The organism is Cobetia sp. SIMBA_158, from assembly GCF_046566945.1.
GTDB classification, from domain to species: domain Bacteria; phylum Pseudomonadota; class Gammaproteobacteria; order Pseudomonadales; family Halomonadaceae; genus Cobetia; species Cobetia amphilecti.
The window spans coordinates 18195-34294 of record NZ_JAWJYL010000010.1 but is presented as its reverse complement, the minus strand read 5'-3'; the positions used below and the strand labels follow the sequence as shown (position 1 = coordinate 34294).

Below are 16100 nucleotides of genomic sequence, written 5' to 3'. Positions count from 1 at the left end.
GGCGTGTCCTCAGGAAGTGCGGTTGGCCGTGTCGGCTTGTGCCAGGCGAACCTGCTTGTCCACCGCGGAAAGAATGCCGCGCAGAATGTTGATTTCCATGCTGTCCGGACGCGCGCGCAGATAGAGGCGACGCAGGCGTGCCATCAGCTGGCGCGGCTGTTCCGGATCGAGGAAGTCGACGCTGATCAGTGTCTTCTCGAGATGCTCGAACAGGCGCTCGAGGTCGGCATGGCTGGCCAGCGGGCTGTCCCAGTCGATACCGAACGGCTGGTCATCCTCGGCACGCGGCGTCTCGCCGGCGGCTTCCTGGTCGGCCAGCCACGCCTGGCGGCACTCATAGGCCAGCACCTGCACCGCCGCGGCCAGATTCAGCGAGCTGAAATCCGGGTTGGTCGGGATGTGCACGTGACGGTGGCAGCGCTGCAGTTCTTCATTGGAGAGCCCGGAATCCTCACGGCCGAAGACGATGGCCACACGGGCATCCGGCAGGCGGGCTTCATCGGCCAGGGTGGCACCGAAGGCGCGCGGCGTGATCATCGGCCACGGCAGGTTGCGCGAGCGTGCGCTGCAGCCGACCACCAGACTGCAATCCGCCACGGCCTCTTCCAGCGTCTCGTGCACCGAGGCGCTGGCGACAAGTGCATCGGCACCCGAGGCGCGTGAGGCGGATTCCTGGCATTGCACCTGACATCGCGGCGCGACCAGTGCGAGATCGGCCAGGCCCATATTGAGCATGGCGCGGGCTGCACCACCAATGTTGCCGGGATGGCTAGTGCCAATCAGGACAATGCGCAGACGTTCAAGCATGAGGACTTCCAGGATAGCAATTGAAGGGCGGGTCGGCTGACGCGGCTGGCGCAGTGCGTGATCCGCATACGCAGACTCAGCGATAAATCGCGCGTCAGGACCCGATATCCTAGCATGAAGCCGCGTCAGGGAGCAGTTTCCCGCCGGTGTTGAGGGCAAGAGCGGCCCGAGGGAGGCGCGCGCGGGCAGGGCGCAAGGACGCGACGCGCAGGCAGAGGGTGGTCGCAGGCAATGGCAGCTCGAGCCGAGCTCTGATAGACTACGCCGTCCCGTCATGTCGCAACATGTGTTCGCCCTCGCTGGCGCCGCGTGCTGTGGCGGCTGGCAGCCTGCATACATTGCACTATGCAGCGCGCCCCGCGCCGTATCAGGATTCCTGTACGGGCTACATGACCGCCTGATCTGATTGCACCCAGTTTCGCTCGATCCGTGTTGCGCCGCGTTGATGTCTCACGCGCCGTGGCACCCGTTCTTTAACAGCTCCCGACTCGTCAAGGCCTTGATCATGCATCCGATGGTCCAATTTGCGCTGCGTGCTGCACGCGGTGCCGCAGAGCAGTTCGTCCGTGCTCGTGAACGTATCGAAGTCGCCCGTGGCGACAACGATCTCGACACCTTCATTGCAGACACTGCACGTCGCGCCGAAGCGCACATCGTGCGTCAGCTGGAGCGCGGTTATCCGCAACACGGTCTCTCCGGCCGTTATACCGACCATCGCGATGGTGAAGGTCAGGGCTCTGACTACCACTGGCGCATCGAGCCGGTGCACGGTTACTCCAACCTGGCATCCGCGGCCTCCGGCTTCGCGCTGTCCGTGGTCTGCCTGTTCAAGGGCCGTGCCGAGCACGCCGTGGTCATCGCGCCGTTCACTGACGAAGAGTACATCGTCAGCCGCGGTCGTGGCGCCCAGCACTCCGGTCACCGTATCCGCGTGACCAACGCCACCTCCATCGAAGGTGCGCGTCTGGCGATGGGCCTGCCGGAAAGCTGGCAGCGTCCGCGTCACCTGCCGACCTACCTCTCCATCGTTCAGCAGGTCGGCCCGCAGGTCGAGATGCTGCGCACCAGCGGCTGTGCGCTGCTGGACGTGCTCGAGCTGGCCTCCGGCCGCGTCGATGCCGTCTATGTGCTGGGTCTGGATGCCGGTGACAGCGAGATCGTCAGCCTGTTCCTGAAGGAATGTGGCGCGCTGGCAGGCAGTGCCGACGGCACGCCGGTCGTGGTTGCCGAAGGCACCCTGATGGCCGCTGGCGCGCGTCTGTACAAGGCGCTGGCGCAGACCATGCAGCCGCACCTGTAAGACCCTGCAAGATGACGTGACCTGACAGCCCTCGGGGCCGTCTGGAGAACGAAAAAAACCCCACCTCGCATGAGGTGGGGTTTTTTTGTGCCTGGCGATCCGTGCCGGGCTTAACGAGCGGAGGCGCTTACGGCGCGCCGTCCTCGAACTGCTCCTTGGGCGGGGGGATCAGATCCACACGCTTCAGGCCGACCACCAGCAACAGCGCCGCTGCCACGTAGATGGACGAGAAGGTCCCCGCGACCACGCCGATGATCAGTGCGATGGCGAAGTTGTGGATCATGTCACCGCCGAGGAAGTACAGCGCCAGCAACACCAGCAAGGTGGTGCCGGAGGTGGACAGCGTGCGTGACAGCGTCGCGTTGATGGCGTCATTGAAGATCGACGGCATGTCATCGGTACGCGATTTGCGGATGTTCTCGCGAATGCGGTCGTAGACGATGATGGTGTCGTTCAATGAGTAGCCGATCACGGCCAGCACCGCGGCCAGTACCGTCAGGTCGAAGTCGAGTCCGAACAGGGCGAAGATGCCCAGCAGGATGATGACGTCGTGACCCAGCGAGATGAGTGCGCCGAGGGCGAACTTGTACTGGAAGCGGAAGGCCACGTAGACCATCACCACGGCCAGGGCGAGCAGCATGCCGAGACCGGACTGGTCACGCAGCTGATCGCCGACCTGAGCACCGACGAACTCGGCGCGGATCAGGTTGACGCTGTCACCGGTGGCCTGCAGATGCGCCACGATGTCATTGCCGATGCCGGCTTCGAAGCTCTGCTGCAGACGCACCAGAATCTCGTTGCTGGCACCGAAGGTCTGGACCGAGACATCCTTGTACCCGGCGGCTTCGAGTGTCTGGCGCACGCTGTCCAGCGCCGGTGCCGCCTGGTATTTCATTTCCACCAGGGTGCCGCCGGTAAAGTCGAGGCCCAGGTTCAGGCCATGAATCACAAGGGCGCCAATGGCCACGATCGTCAGCACGATGGAGACGATGAAGGCCGCGCGCCGCTTGCTCATGAAGTCAAACTGTCGCATCACGATGGCCCCTCAGATCCAGAGTTTCTTGAGTGTCTTGCCGCCAATGGCAAGATTGATGATGCCGCGCGAGACCATGATCGCCGTGAACATCGACGTCAGGATGCCGATGGACAGCGTCACCGCGAAGCCCTTGACCGGGCCACTGCCGATGGAGAACAGGATCACCGCGACCAGCAGGGTGGTGATGTTGGCATCGACGATGGAGGTGAAGGCGCGCTCGAAGCCGGTATGCACGGCCTGGTGCAGCGGCATCTTGGAGCGCATTTCCTCGCGGATACGCTCGAAGATCAGCACGTTGGCATCCACCGCCATGCCCAGCGTCAGCACGATACCGGCGATACCCGGCAGGGTCAGGGTGGCGCCCAGCATCGACATCGCGGCAATCAGGATCGCCAGGTTGGCGGTCAGGGCCACGTTGGCGACGACACCGAAGGCCTTGTAGCGCGCCAGCATGAACAGCACGACCAGCAGCAGGCCCAGCTCGACGGACAGGATGCCGCGCGAGATGTTCTCGGCACCGAGGCTCGGGCCGATGGTGCGTTCCTGCACGAAGTAGATCGGCGCGGCCAGTGAGCCGGAACGCAGCAGCAGTGACAGCTCCTTGGCTTCCGTCGGCGAGTCGAGGCCAGTGATGCGGAAGCTGTTGCCCAGTGCACTCTGGATCGTCGCCAGGCTGATCAGCCCCTTCTCGGTGTATGGGATGCGCTTCTCGACCTTCTCGCCGTCTTCCATCACGGTGCGCGTGCGGGTCTTGTGCTCGATGAACAGCACCGCCATGTTGCGGCCGATCGCGGCACGCGTGACGCGGTTCATGATCGAGCCACCGGTTCCGTCCAGGTTGATGTTGACCTGCGGACGGCCGCTTTCATCGAAGCTGGTGCTGGCGCTGGAGACGCTGTCACCGCTGATGATCACGTCCTTCATGATGTTGGCGGTGCGGCTCGGCTGGTTGCGGAACGCGAAGCTCTCCATCTCGCTGGCCGGCGTGTCGCTGGCCGCTTCCAGACGGAATTCGAGGTTGGCGGTGGCACCCAGTACGCGCTTGGCGGCGGCCGTGTCCTGCACGCCCGGCAGCTCGACCACGATGCGGTTCGGGCCCTGGCGCTGAACCAGCGGCTCGGACACGCCCAGCTCGTTGACGCGATTGCGGATCGTGGTCAGGTTCTGATTGACCGCGTAATCCTGAATCTCCTTGACGGCGGCGGCGGTCAGGGTGAGGTCCAGTACGGCCCCACGCTCGACATCGCGCTCGTCGTATTCGAAGTTCTGGAAGTCGCGCGAGATCAGTGAGCGCGCCTTCGAACGGTCTTCCTCATCGGAGAACGTCAGGCTCAGGGTACCGTCGTCGACTTCGCTGCCGCGGTAGCGGATACGCTCCTCGCGCAGGGTTTCCTTGATGGCGCTGGCGTTGACTTCCAGGCGCTGCTTGACCGCGGCGTCCATGTCGACTTCCAGCTGGAAGTGGACACCGCCACGCAGGTCAAGGCCCAGCTTCATCGGTGAGGCACCGAGGCTGGCCAGCCACGACGGCGTGGCGTCGGCCAGGTTCAGCGCGACGATGGCGTCATCGCCGAGCGTCTCGCTGATCAGTTCCTTGGCGCGCAGCTGCTGGTCGTTGCTGGTAAGGCGAATCAGGCCGGTGGAACCGTTGAGTTCCCCGGATTTGGGCGTGATGCCGGCATTTTCGAGGGCACTGGTGGCGCGATCGAGGTCTTGCTGGTCGATGGCCTCGGCGCCGCTGGCGGCACTGATCTGCACAGCCGGGTCTTCGGGGTAGAGATTCGGCAATGCGTAGATCACGCCGACGGCAAGTACCAGGCAGATCACCAGGTACTTCCAAAGCGGATAGCGGTTGAGCATGGCAGCCCTGTCCTTGGTGGAGCGGGAGAGAAAAGCATGCTGCCGGCACAGGGGCCGGCAGCAGGAGGGATCAGATGGACTTGATGGTGCCCTTCGGCAGGACTGCAGCCACGGCAGACTTCTGCACGTTGACTTCGTTGCCCTCGTTCAGCTCCATGGTGATGAACTGCTCGCTGACCTTGGTGATGCGGCCAACCAGGCCACCACCGATGACGACTTCGTCACCCTTGGCCAGATTGCCGATCAGGTTCTTGTGTTCCTTGGCGCGCTTGGACTGCGGACGCCAGAGCAGGAAATAGAAAATGACCACGAAGCCGACCAGCATGACGATCTGGCCGATGGCGCCGCCGCCGGCGACAGCCGCTTCGGCTTCCGCGTGTGCGGCAGGAATCAGGAATTCCAGCATGTGTATCTCCAGAGGTTACGAGTGAACTGTTGTTATGCAATGAGCGTGATTCAGGCTCTTCTTCACGTCTGGCTCGAGTCGAATATCAAGACGACCGGAGGATTTGGCCCCCCGGTCGTCATTCGCCTCGATCAGTCGGCCAGCGGCGGCACCGGCAGGCCGCGCGCGGCATAGAACTGTTCCACGAAGTCCTGCAATGTACCCGCTTCAATTGCACCGCGCAAACCAGCCATCACGGTCTGGTAGTAGCGCAGATTGTGGATGGTGTTGAGCATCGAGCCGAGCATTTCCCCACAGCGATCAAGGTGATGCAGATAGCCGCGCGAGAAATTGGTGCAGGTGTAGCAATCGCAGTCTGGGTCCAGCGGTGAGGTGTCACGCTTGTGGACGGCGTTGCGGATCTTGACGGTGCCCGTCGGCGTGAACAGGTGGCCGTTGCGCGCGTTGCGGGTCGGCATCACGCAATCGAACATGTCGACGCCACGCCGCACGCCCTCGACCAGATCTTCCGGCTTGCCGACGCCCATCAGATAGCGCGGCTTGTCTTCCGGCATCCACTCGGGGAGGTAGTCGAGAACCTTGATCATCTCGTCCTTGGGCTCGCCCACGGACAGGCCGCCGATGGCGTAGCCGTCGAAATCTATCTTCTTGAGGCCCTCGAGGGACTTCTCGCGCAGGTCCGGATACATGCCGCCCTGGATGATGCCGAACAGCGCCGACGGCGAGTCGCCATGCGCATCGTAGGAGCGCTGCGCCCAGCGCAGGGACATCTCCATCGACTTGCGCGCTTCATCATGGGTGGCCGGGTACGGCGTGCACTCATCGAAGATCATCACGATGTCGGAGCCCAGCGAGCGCTGCACCGCCATCGATTCTTCCGGGCCCATGAAGACCTTGGAGCCATCGACCGGTGAGCGGAAGTGAACGCCCTGTTCGGTGATCTTGCGCGTCTTGCCCAGCGAGAAGACCTGGAAGCCGCCGGAATCGGTCAGGATCGGCTTGTCCCACTGTGCGAAGTCATGCAGATCGCCATGCGCTTCGATGACTTCCGTGCCCGGGCGCAGCCACAGGTGGAAGGTGTTGCCGAGGATGATCTCGGCGCCGATGTCCTTGATGGACTCCGGCGTCATGCCCTTGACGGTGCCGTAGGTGCCCACCGGCATGAAGGCCGGGGTTTCCACGGTGCCGCGGGGGAAGGTCATGCGGCCACGACGTGCACGGCCATCGGTCGCGAGCTTTTCAAAGCTCATGAAGCATTCTTTACGCATGGTGCTCTCTTTGCTTGGCGGCGAAACAGGCCGCAGCTGGTGTGTCGATGCCACTATGCCGCAGCATAGCGCGGGGCGCGTTAACTGCGCATGACACGGCCCTCGGCGAATGCCGGGGCTATGTCAGAAAAGGGGGTTCAGGCGCGTTCCAGCAGCATGGCATCGCCATAGCTGAAGAACTGGTAGCGCTCTTCCACCGCCGCCTGATAGGCCGCCATGGTGTGCTCGTAGCCGGCGAAGGCCGAGACCAGCATCAGCAGGGTCGATTCCGGCAGATGGAAGTTGGTGATCAACAGATCCACCACCTGCCATTCGTAGCCCGGGTAGATGAAGATGTCGGTGTCGCCGGAGTAGGGGGCCAGCTCACCAGCGTGGGCCTTGGCGGCGCTCTCGAGGCAGCGCACGCTGGTGGTGCCGACGGCGACCACGCGGCGACCGGCGGCGCGGGCACGGGCGATCTTGTCGCAGGCTTCCTGACCGACCTCGATCCACTCGCTGTGCATGTGGTGCTCGAGAATGCTGTCGACGCGCACCGGCTGGAAGGTGCCGGCGCCCACATGCAGGGTGACGAAGGCGGTCTCGATGCCTTTCTCGGCCATGGCGGCCATGATCGGTTCATCGAAGTGCAGGCCCGCCGTCGGGGCGGCCACGGCGCCATCGCGCTTGGCATAGACCGTCTGATAGCGCTCGCGATCCGACAGCTCGTCATCCCGAGTGATATAAGGCGGCAGCGGCATGTGGCCGTGCTGGTTGAGCAGCTCGATCATCGGCGTCTCGCCGTGGAAGCGCAGCTCGAACAGCGCCTCCTGGCGGCCTTCGACCACGGCCGTGATGCCGCCTTCGAAGATCAGCTCGGTGCCCGGCTTGGGCGACTTGCTGGAGCGGATGTGCGCCAGGCCACGATGGGCGTCCAGCGGACGCTCCAGCAGCATCTCGATCTTGCCGCCGGAGGCTTTCTGACCATGCAGGCGCGCGGGGATCACGCGAGTGTCGTTGAACACCACGACATCGCCGGGTTCCAGCTGCTCGAGCAGATCCGGGAAGCGGCGGTGCACGATCTCGCCGCTCTTGCCATCCAGATGCAGCAGACGGCAATCGCTGCGCTGCTCTGACGGGTAGCGGGCAATCAGCTCATCCGGCAGGCTGAAATCGTAATCGCTGCGCTGCATCGGGCGCGCGTCGGAAGGTGTGGCAACGCCCGAGGCATCACCGGAATCGATACGTGACATGGCCAACCTGACACTCTGATAGCACGAGGCGCGTGGTGCGCTCCGTGGCATGCGTACATGCACAATGGGGAGATGCCGCCCTGAGACACTGGCGCTCTCGTCGCGAGCGCATGACTCCCTTTCTGCGGGTGGGGCAGTCAGGTGCGACACTCTCGAGGCCTTGGCTGTCTGGGCAGACGAAAAAGGTCGCTCATGATACCCAATGCCATCGTCCACGCGAAGACCCGTTTGCGGGCGACACGCCTCAGCCCACTGCGGCGTGGGGTGTGAGGAAGCGCTCCATGTGTCTGATCTGACGCCAAAACTCGTTGACCTTGGCGCAATGTCCCGTATAATTTCGCTCCGTTGCCGGTGTGGCGGAATTGGTAGACGCAGCGGATTCAAAATCCGCCGCTTAATAGGCGTGTCGGTTCGAGTCCGACCACCGGCACCATTCCAATCAAGTACTTAGCTCTCCCTTCTTGTAGCACCTCGTTGCATCAACTAGCATCCAATGACACCTCCATATTGGGACGGGTATTGGGACTAGATCATGCCGAGAAAAGCTCCTGAGCTCTCAGCTCTTCAAGTCAGACGCCTTATTTCTCCTGGTCGCCACGCGGTGGGCGGGGTCGATGGTCTGTTTCTGCGTGTTACTGATAATGGCGGTCGTTCTTGGATATTGCGCTTCCCCACTGGGGAGAGGCGGGTTTCTGCTGCCGGAAATTCCTTCGCGGTCTATCGTGATGTTGGCTTGGGCTCTTTTCCCAGCACTACCCTGGCTGCAGCCCGCGAGAAAGCTCGGTCCATTCGCGACAAGCTGGCCGAGGGTATAGATCCAATAACTGAACGCAAGGCGGCCAAGCAAGCCCGTCAGGCAGAAGAGAGGCGTCGCCTTACCTTCGCCCGCGCTGCCAAGGCGGTGATTCAGATCAAGCAGGCGGAGGCCAGTAACATCAAGCACGCCCGTCAGTGGGAATCTTCGCTTGAGAGTTATGTTATCCCTTCACTTGGCACGATGTCCGTAGCAGATATCGAGCTGGCACACGTCGTCCAATGTCTTGAGCCGATATGGCAAGCCAAGCCCACTACCGCCGCCAGGGTGCGTCAGCGCATAGAGTCTGTTCTTTCTTGGGCAACGGCTCATGGTCATCGTACTGGGCCCAACCCTGCTGCCTGGAAAGGCAATCTCGATGCTGTGTTACCAGCGCCGGCCAAGATAAAGAAGGTGGAGCATCTCCCAGCGTTGCCGATCGATACGGCGCCTGTATTTTGGCAGAGCCTGACTCAGCGAGAAGACGTAACTGCCAAGGCACTGACCTTGCTGATTCTTACCGGGAGTCGTTCAGGTGACGTGCTGGGGGCTAGATGGGAAGAGATAGATCTGGCTGAGGCCCTCTGGGTCATACCGGCGGGCAGAATGAAGCGGCGTAGAGAGCATCGTATACCGCTTTCTACTGCAGCTGTGGCAGTGCTCAAGACACTCAGCCCGGCACAGGAGGGATTGGTCTTCATACGTGGCAATGGCAAGGCGTTGGCTGCCAGATCAATGGGCGATCTCATCAAGCGGATGCACGAAACAAGTCTGAAGGAGGGCGGCCAGGGCTTCGTGGACCCCACTGACGGGCGGGTAGTGGTACCGCACGGCTTCCGATCCACACTGCGCGACTGGATGTCGGAGAGGACAGCCACAGCACACGATGTCGCTGAATCCGTGTTAGCCCACGCTATCGGAAACCAGACAGAAGCTGCCTACCGACGCGGTGATTTATTGACTAAACGCGCTGGGGTCATGAAGCAGTGGGCAGATTTTTTGGTGCGTAATTGAGCAGTTATGTTTTTGATAAAGCGCTAGCGAAAGCTTAGTAAAATATTTATGGCTTCGTTGGTTGTGGGGTTGTCGATTTGTGAGTGATTAGGGGAGAAGGTGCCAAGGAGGGCATAATGGCAGGGTATGATCCTTATAGCTGTAATAGTCTTCAAAAGCCATATTATCGTCTCATCGAAATAGCGATAAGGTGGTGTGGTTTGGTTGCCCATGAAGTGGAGATATTAGAAGCGGTAGGCGGTGAAGCTATACCTGATGTTAAATTATTCCCTCAATGGCCTTGCTTGCGAGTGAATTGCTTGGCAATCGAAGATGCCATCAATAACGATGATCTCGCTTATGGGCGTGATGGGAAAGCTGTCACTAGTGGTGAGCACGTGGCCCCCTATCGTAGAACGGTGCGTCATCACGACTTAAAAGAGTGGATGCTGAAATACTATCCTGGGCAAAAGCCAGAATTCTTATTCGATGAGATTGAGCGAGGAGTCCATCATTCGATTAACATTGATGACTATCTGGCCTTACAGTCGAAAATTGAGGCTACTGAAGCTAGAGTTGAGAAGGCTAAAGAAGCGTGGCTTGCTCAAAAAGAAGAAATAAATAAATTGAAAGAAGAGAATAAAAAGCTTTCCTCTCTTCCTACTAAAGAGAATGTGCATCCTAGAAGTCGAAGATCATATCTGACCGTCATTGAAGCACTCGCGCAGGAATCTTTGAAAGGTGACATCCCGCGGGAGCCTTATTCTGCAGCTAATGACTTGCTACTCATTATGAACAAGCATGGTCTTAATCTAAAGAATGAAACAGTGGCGAATATAATTTCAGACATCAATTCGATTCGTGAAGACAGAGAAACGGAGAAAGCTTGAGTTCAGTCGCCTAGCTCATACCCCAAATGGTACTCAAGTCATCCCATTTGGAACTAGTGGACTCACTGCCACGTCATGCTGCCTGTGAATCCACAACGCAAGGCAATACGACATGACGATGTACTCTCATAATCGCTCTATGCAGGCCAGCCAGGTAGGTGTTCAGCAAGTATCCACCTGGTTGTCCGTCAAGCAGCTTGCCAACCGCTATGACGTTCACCCTGCCACCATCTGGCGATGGGCGCGTGTGCCTGGAGACTTTCCGAAGCCTACGCGGTTCGGCTTTGGCTGCACTCGCTGGAAGTTTTCCGATATTCAGCAATGGGAAGCTCAGCAGGAGGTGGCGCAATGAGTGGGTCGTCTCGTGATATCTATCCGCACAGCCAGGCTGGCAAAGTATTATCGTCACTACGTCGGCGGCCTATGAGCAATATCGAGTTGGTTAGTGAGCTTAACATTGCACATCCACCAGCATCAGTCAGGGATCTGCGGCGTTCAGGGATAGATATTCAGACAAGAGAGCATCCCCATCCTTCCAAGCCAGGTGAAAAGATCAAGCGCTATCACCTGATGAGCGAGCGGTAATGCGATGGCCAGGAGGAAGCACAAGGCCATCTCCAGCTGGCCGGGTGGTTACCTGGCTTTGCCAAAAGTGGTCATGGAGCATGAAGATTTTCGCTTGCTTACTTCGTCCGGGCACAAAGTTCTCATCGCTTTGGCGGCTCAGTATAACGGGAGGAACAATGGCGACCTTTCCGCTACGCATACGACGATGAAGGCGTGGGGAGGTATGGCTCACGGGACACTTTGCAAGGCACTCCGGGAGCTGCAGGAGCGTAACCTGGTGCTGAAGTCTCGAGAGGCATTCAAGGGACGTGAAGCATCTCGTTGTGCCCTGTATGCCATCACTTGGCAGCCGATAGACCCTTGTGATGGCAAGCTTGATGTAGCGGATACCACCACACCGCCGAGGAAGTGGAAGGCATGATTTCGAGCATTACCGCCTTCAGTTTTTGGAGTCGATAGCGTCAAAAATTGAAGTGGTGGTCCGGAACTGTGTGGTTTCGCCTTGGATAAGGCTCCAAAAAATGAAGTGGTCAGGGCATTTTTCAGAGATGTTGGACTTCAAAAAATGGAGACCTTACTAAGTTACCAGCCGGTAGCAGGTTCTGTGGCCATTCAAGATGGTTGATGAGTGCTTGATGGCCACCCGAACAGATAGACCCGCGCCTTGCCGTGAGGCCTATATCCCTTCCACCTCGATGCCATGCCGGGCGAGCCAGCTCTTGCGCTGTTCATAGTCCGGCATGGCTCTTTCCAGGCGGCGCCAGAAGGCAGGCGTGTGATGTGGTTCGTACAGATGAACTAGCTCGTGCACGACCACATACTCTGCGATATGGCGTGGCAGCAGTATGGTCTTCCAATGGAAGTACACACGGTTGCCCTTACCGCAGGACCCCCAGCGATAACCGAGATCCTGAACCTTCACACCTGCGGGCGATACCCCCATTCGTTGTGCGTGCTCCTCCACCTTCCTGGTCAGCCAGTCCTGTGCTCGGCTGGTGTACCAGTGGATGAAGTGCTCACGTGCATCAGGTAGCGCGTCTTCACGAAGCAGGAAGCGTCCGGCGGCCAGTTTCAGAGGCGCGCTTGAGGCGGCCGGCGGCACCCGCTTAAGACGGTAGCTACGTCCCAGGTAAAGAAAACCTTCCCCGTTGACGTATTCCTTCTGGGGCAGGCAGCGACGCTTCTCTGCTTTCTGTGACAGTTTCTGGTAGATCCAGAGACGCTTCTCTCCCACAAACTCACGCACCAATTCCGTATCAGTGCCGGTAGGGGCTGCGATGACGAGCTCGCCATCGCGTTCCACCGTGATAGCCAGCGTCTTCCGGCGAGAGCTTTCGCGCACCTCAAAAGAAAGGTCTTCTATGGTCAAGCGTGTCATGCGTTTACCAGCTTGTGATGGTTGCTGCGTGCCAAGTCAAAGAGACGCTCAGCGGTAGCCTCCGCTTGATCGGTCGGCACCAAACTGCCCATTATCAGCAAACTGAACAGACCTTGCTTCAGGCGTTCCTGGTCCGGGATATGCGATGGCTTCCAGAAATCAGGAATAGCAATCTCGGGCTGAATGATGGCCACGACTTCTTCCGTAGTCTCGAGCAGCCTCTGTGCCGTGGTGGAGTTCAGGCTTGTCGGGTCCAGGTCGCAGGTGGCTACCAGTTCTCGCCAGAAGGGCTCGGCGTGGTCCGGCATATCGGGGATGGCCTCACCATCAAGGTTGGCGCCGTTTCGCAGTTGCTGGATCAGACTCTTGAAGGCTTCCACCTGGTCTGCCCACTGTCCATCAAGCTGACCGAGCAGCTCTTCAAGGCGTTCACTGAGGCGACCGTATTTTACAGGATCTTCCTCGAGGTGTTTGCTGACGTGGGAGCGCACCGCGTGCTCCATCTCTGACGCCTTGGCTCGGTCACTCGCCTGGTGATCGATATGATCATCGAAGCTCGCGTCAGTCAGCTGTACAGGAGGGATACGCGGGTCGATGCCCAGAGATATCACGTAGTCATCGATCAACTTGCGTACCTTGTTGCCGATATCCTTCCCGAGCTCAGGAGTATCCTTGTAGCGGTTGCGGGCGATGGCATGAATATAGGCGAGACGCTTGGCATCATTGACGAATTCCAGGCCTTCAGGGCGGGGTAGTACGTCATCCAGGCCGCGATTGAACTCCTTGAGCTTCACCATGAACTCAGCGCGAACGCGCTCATCCCCCAGTACCTGCACAGCTTCCTCGGTGTCATCCAGATCATCCACCCCTTGTGCACGCAGCACGTCAACAACACGCAGGTGGCGATCACGCAGCAACGGGATTTCATCCTTGAGGCTTTGCAAAGCGCCCTCGATATCTTCCTCGCTATAAGCAGCCAAGGCTTCCTTGAGGTGATTGGCAACGCCAAAATAGTCCACCACGATGCCGTGTGACTTGCCATGACCAGTACGATTGACGCGTGCGATGGCTTGCAGCAGTTCGGCCTCACGTAGAGAGCGATCCAGGTACATCACCCCTTCGATGGGGGCGTCAAATCCAGTCAGCAGCATACTTTTGACGATCAGGAAGGCCAGTGGATCGTGCTTGGTAGGGTCGGCAGGCGTGGCATCATTTGGCGGCAGAGGCTTCTTGAACCGTTTGATGTGGCTCTCCACAGCAGCCCGGTCACTCCACTTGGCCCAAGCAGCGTCATCATTGTTTCCGCTGCTGAAGACCACGGCGAACTCCAGTTCTTCCAGCACCTTGCGATAGCGCCACGCCTGTATCGCGGCCTTGACCTTGGGCGGCCGGGTGAGAAGCTGGGTGTCGTCGAGCTGCTTGTCTTCCGATGACAGTGCCATAGCCTCTTTCAGGAGGTCCTGCTTGGCCTGTTCAAGAGCATCGAAGTAGCGCAAGGCGGCCCGGCGGCTATAAGACACCAACTGAGCCTTGTATCCATTGGGCAGGATGTTCGTGACGTAATGGCGAAGGATGTCCTGCGCCTTTTCCTGCACTAATTGAGGTGCTTCAAAAATCTGGCCCTTGGTGGCGTACTTCTTCTTGATAGCCTCAAGTTCTTCCTTGGTGTGATCGCGGAAGAGGTCCTCGAACAGGCCGTCCAGGCTTGCCCCTTCCTTGATGGCACCCTTGGCAGTGCGTCCCTCGTAGAGTATCGGGACCGTCGCGCCATCCTCTTCTGCTTCCTTGATGGTGTAGCGGTCTATGTACTCACCGAAAATGTCATGGGTGCGTTTCTTGTCACCCATGATGATCGGTGTGCCAGTGAAGCCGATACGAGCCGCATTGGGCAGGGCGCGCATCATGTTGGCGTGAAGATCCCCCGCCTGGGTGCGGTGGGCTTCATCCACCATGATCAGGATGTCTTCACTGGTATTGAGTAACTCGAAGGGCGCACTGAGGGTTGGCTTGCGCGGACTGCCGACACTGCTAACAACTGCTGGTTCGGCAACCAGACGTTGGTCATCAGGCTGATCTTGCGCGACTTGGGCGTAGGCGCCTTGCGTAGGTTCATCATCGCTATCGGGGTCCCGGTATTTCTGTATGGTGCCGAAGACCAGGCCAGGGCCTTCGCGTGCCAATAGCTTCTTGAGTTGTGATGTCTTGCTTGCCTTGGTGACCGTCTCCCCAGTGAGCTCTGCCGTTGCCGACAGCTGCTCTTGCAGGTCCTTGCGATCGGTAATGACTACCACCTTGAAGCGACGCAGGGCAGGGTCGGTGCGAATCTTGCGCATCAAGAACACCATCGAGAGGCTCTTGCCGCTGCCCTGGGTGTGCCAGACGATACCACCACGGCGGTCAGACTCCCCGTCTTCACGGCGTGTCTTGCCATACTTGAGCCGCTCGAACGCGCGCGTCATGCCACGGTACTGCTGGTAGCGACACACCAGCTTTATCTCTTGCCCGCCAGCATTCATGAATAGCGTGTAGTGACGCACGATATCCAACAAATTGGCCGGAGTGAGCATCCCGGCGATCAGACGCTGCTGGGCCGATAGGTGCGTCACCCCAAGGTCAGTGACAACATCTGCCTCACGCAGCGGGGCGACAGTCTTCCAGCTCAGGTAATGAGAGAAGCGAGCGCCGATGGAGCCGACTCGTGCATCATCGAAGTTGCTGGCCACCAGGAACTGATTGGTCGCGAACAGGGCTGGGGCACCTTCGTGTTCTTCGGTGTCGTTATCCAGAATGCGTTGGTCATGATAGCGCCGCAGCTGGTCCACTGCGTGGCTTATGCCTTCGGGCACTGTGCGACTCTTGCACTCCACTACCACCAGCGGGATGCCATTAACGAACAGCACAAGGTCAGGGATCACGTGACCTTTACCCGAGTCATGGCCGGGAGGGCTCTTCACCTTGAACTGATTGACCACCGTGAAGGTGTTGTTGGCAGGTTCATCCCAGTCGATGAAGCGAATAACCTGACCCCGACCGCCATCCCAGCCTTCCACCCCCTCAACCGTCAGGCCTTCGAGCAATAGCTGGGTAGCCTGTTTGTTGGCTTCCAGCAGCTTGCTGGAGGGGATTCGGGTGATGGCAGAGACTGCCTGGTTCAGGCGTGTCTCATCCAGCCAACGCTTGCCATCATGCAGGTTGATCTTGCCGAGTTGAACCTTCAGCAACGGCTCCATCACTACCTGGGAAAAGTTGTCGCGGCTCGTCACGGCAGGGTCGCTGACTGAGCCCTCCAGATATTCCCAGCCTTGGCCTACCAGTTGATCAATGAAGGGCTTTTCTACGTCTGTGTACTCAGGGCCTGCCATTCCTTGGCTCCAGAATCAGGTGGGTGGTGAGAAAATGTTCGTAGCGGAGCAGCTTGGGTGCAGATTATCGCGAGAAGGCGTAAAATGACTCGTAACTCAATGGAGGGTTCACATGACGACTTCTACAGTACTCAAGAAACGCCGTAGAGTGAGCAGTAGCGCATTGCTGAAGGCCGTTTCCACATCTACAGCCGTAGAAACAGGCAAGCCT

Annotated in this window: 13 protein-coding genes and 1 tRNA gene; 6 read left to right on the top strand and 8 right to left on the bottom strand. The window is 59.3% G+C overall.

Annotated features, from left to right (window positions below):
• Positions 1 to 9: 9 nt before the first annotated feature.
• Positions 10 to 807, bottom strand: coding sequence for an RNA methyltransferase (locus R2R70_RS14410; RefSeq protein WP_054556868.1), 798 nt, complete (start codon positions 805 to 807; stop codon positions 10 to 12).
• A gap of 505 nt (positions 808 to 1312) precedes the next feature.
• Between R2R70_RS14410 and R2R70_RS14405 the strand changes: the two genes are divergently transcribed.
• Positions 1313 to 2107: an inositol monophosphatase family protein gene (locus tag R2R70_RS14405; protein WP_043333816.1), complete on the top strand. Its 795-nt coding sequence runs from the start codon at positions 1313 to 1315 to the stop codon at positions 2105 to 2107.
• Between the two features lie 127 nt (positions 2108 to 2234).
• Here the strand turns inward: R2R70_RS14405 and secF are convergent, their stop codons facing one another.
• The 5 genes from secF to queA all read right to left on the bottom strand — a co-directional run bounded on the left by secF (position 2235) and on the right by queA (position 7846).
• Complete coding sequence (gene secF, locus R2R70_RS14400; protein ID WP_410978353.1) at positions 2235 to 3140, bottom strand: protein translocase subunit SecF; 906 nt, start codon at positions 3138 to 3140, stop codon at positions 2235 to 2237.
• A 12-nt stretch (positions 3141 to 3152) separates the two neighbouring features.
• Positions 3153 to 5003 (bottom strand): protein translocase subunit SecD, encoded by a 1851-nt coding sequence (secD, locus tag R2R70_RS14395; RefSeq protein WP_054556870.1) that lies wholly within the window; start codon positions 5001 to 5003, stop codon positions 3153 to 3155.
• A 70-nt stretch (positions 5004 to 5073) separates the two neighbouring features.
• Entirely contained in the window at positions 5074 to 5409 is a 336-nt protein-coding gene (gene yajC / locus R2R70_RS14390; RefSeq protein ID WP_043333819.1) for a preprotein translocase subunit YajC, read from the bottom strand.
• 131 nt (positions 5410 to 5540) lie between these two features.
• Positions 5541 to 6677 carry a tRNA guanosine(34) transglycosylase Tgt gene (gene tgt / locus R2R70_RS14385; RefSeq protein WP_082388822.1) on the bottom strand — a complete coding sequence of 379 codons (1137 nt, stop codon included), beginning with the start codon at positions 6675 to 6677 and terminating at the stop codon, positions 5541 to 5543.
• 137 nt (positions 6678 to 6814) lie between these two features.
• Positions 6815 to 7846, bottom strand: coding sequence for a tRNA preQ1(34) S-adenosylmethionine ribosyltransferase-isomerase QueA (gene queA, locus R2R70_RS14380; RefSeq protein WP_107336757.1), 1032 nt, complete (start codon positions 7844 to 7846; stop codon positions 6815 to 6817).
• A gap of 407 nt (positions 7847 to 8253) precedes the next feature.
• Here queA and R2R70_RS14375 point away from each other — a divergent pair.
• The 5 genes from R2R70_RS14375 to R2R70_RS14355 all read left to right on the top strand — a co-directional run bounded on the left by R2R70_RS14375 (position 8254) and on the right by R2R70_RS14355 (position 11167).
• Positions 8254 to 8339 (top strand) — tRNA-Leu (locus R2R70_RS14375).
• Positions 8340 to 8438: 99 nt separating this feature from the next.
• A complete protein-coding gene (locus tag R2R70_RS14370; RefSeq protein ID WP_410978352.1) occupies positions 8439 to 9713 on the top strand; it encodes a tyrosine-type recombinase/integrase in 1275 nt (424 codons plus the stop codon).
• 116 nt (positions 9714 to 9829) lie between these two features.
• The gene (locus tag R2R70_RS14365) at positions 9830 to 10582 is read left to right on the top strand and encodes a hypothetical protein (protein ID WP_410978351.1); all 753 of its coding nucleotides are present in this window, start codon (positions 9830 to 9832) and stop codon (positions 10580 to 10582) included.
• 112 nt (positions 10583 to 10694) lie between these two features.
• Entirely contained in the window at positions 10695 to 10934 is a 240-nt protein-coding gene (locus R2R70_RS14360) for a helix-turn-helix transcriptional regulator (RefSeq protein ID WP_410978394.1), read from the top strand.
• On the top strand, positions 10820 to 11167 hold the full coding sequence (locus tag R2R70_RS14355) for a helix-turn-helix domain-containing protein (RefSeq protein ID WP_410978350.1): 348 nt from the start codon (positions 10820 to 10822) through the stop codon (positions 11165 to 11167). The genes R2R70_RS14360 and R2R70_RS14355 overlap by 115 nt, the downstream gene beginning before the upstream one ends.
• Positions 11168 to 11825: 658 nt before the next feature.
• Here the strand turns inward: R2R70_RS14355 and R2R70_RS14350 are convergent.
• Both R2R70_RS14350 and R2R70_RS14345 read right to left on the bottom strand, forming a co-directional pair.
• Positions 11826 to 12527 carry a M48 family metallopeptidase gene (locus tag R2R70_RS14350; protein ID WP_410978349.1) on the bottom strand — a complete coding sequence of 234 codons (702 nt, stop codon included), beginning with the start codon at positions 12525 to 12527 and terminating at the stop codon, positions 11826 to 11828.
• Positions 12524 to 15889: a type I restriction endonuclease subunit R gene (locus R2R70_RS14345; protein ID WP_410978348.1), complete on the bottom strand. Its 3366-nt coding sequence runs from the start codon at positions 15887 to 15889 to the stop codon at positions 12524 to 12526. The genes R2R70_RS14350 and R2R70_RS14345 overlap by 4 nt, the downstream gene beginning before the upstream one ends.
• Positions 15890 to 16100: the final 211 nt, after the last annotated feature.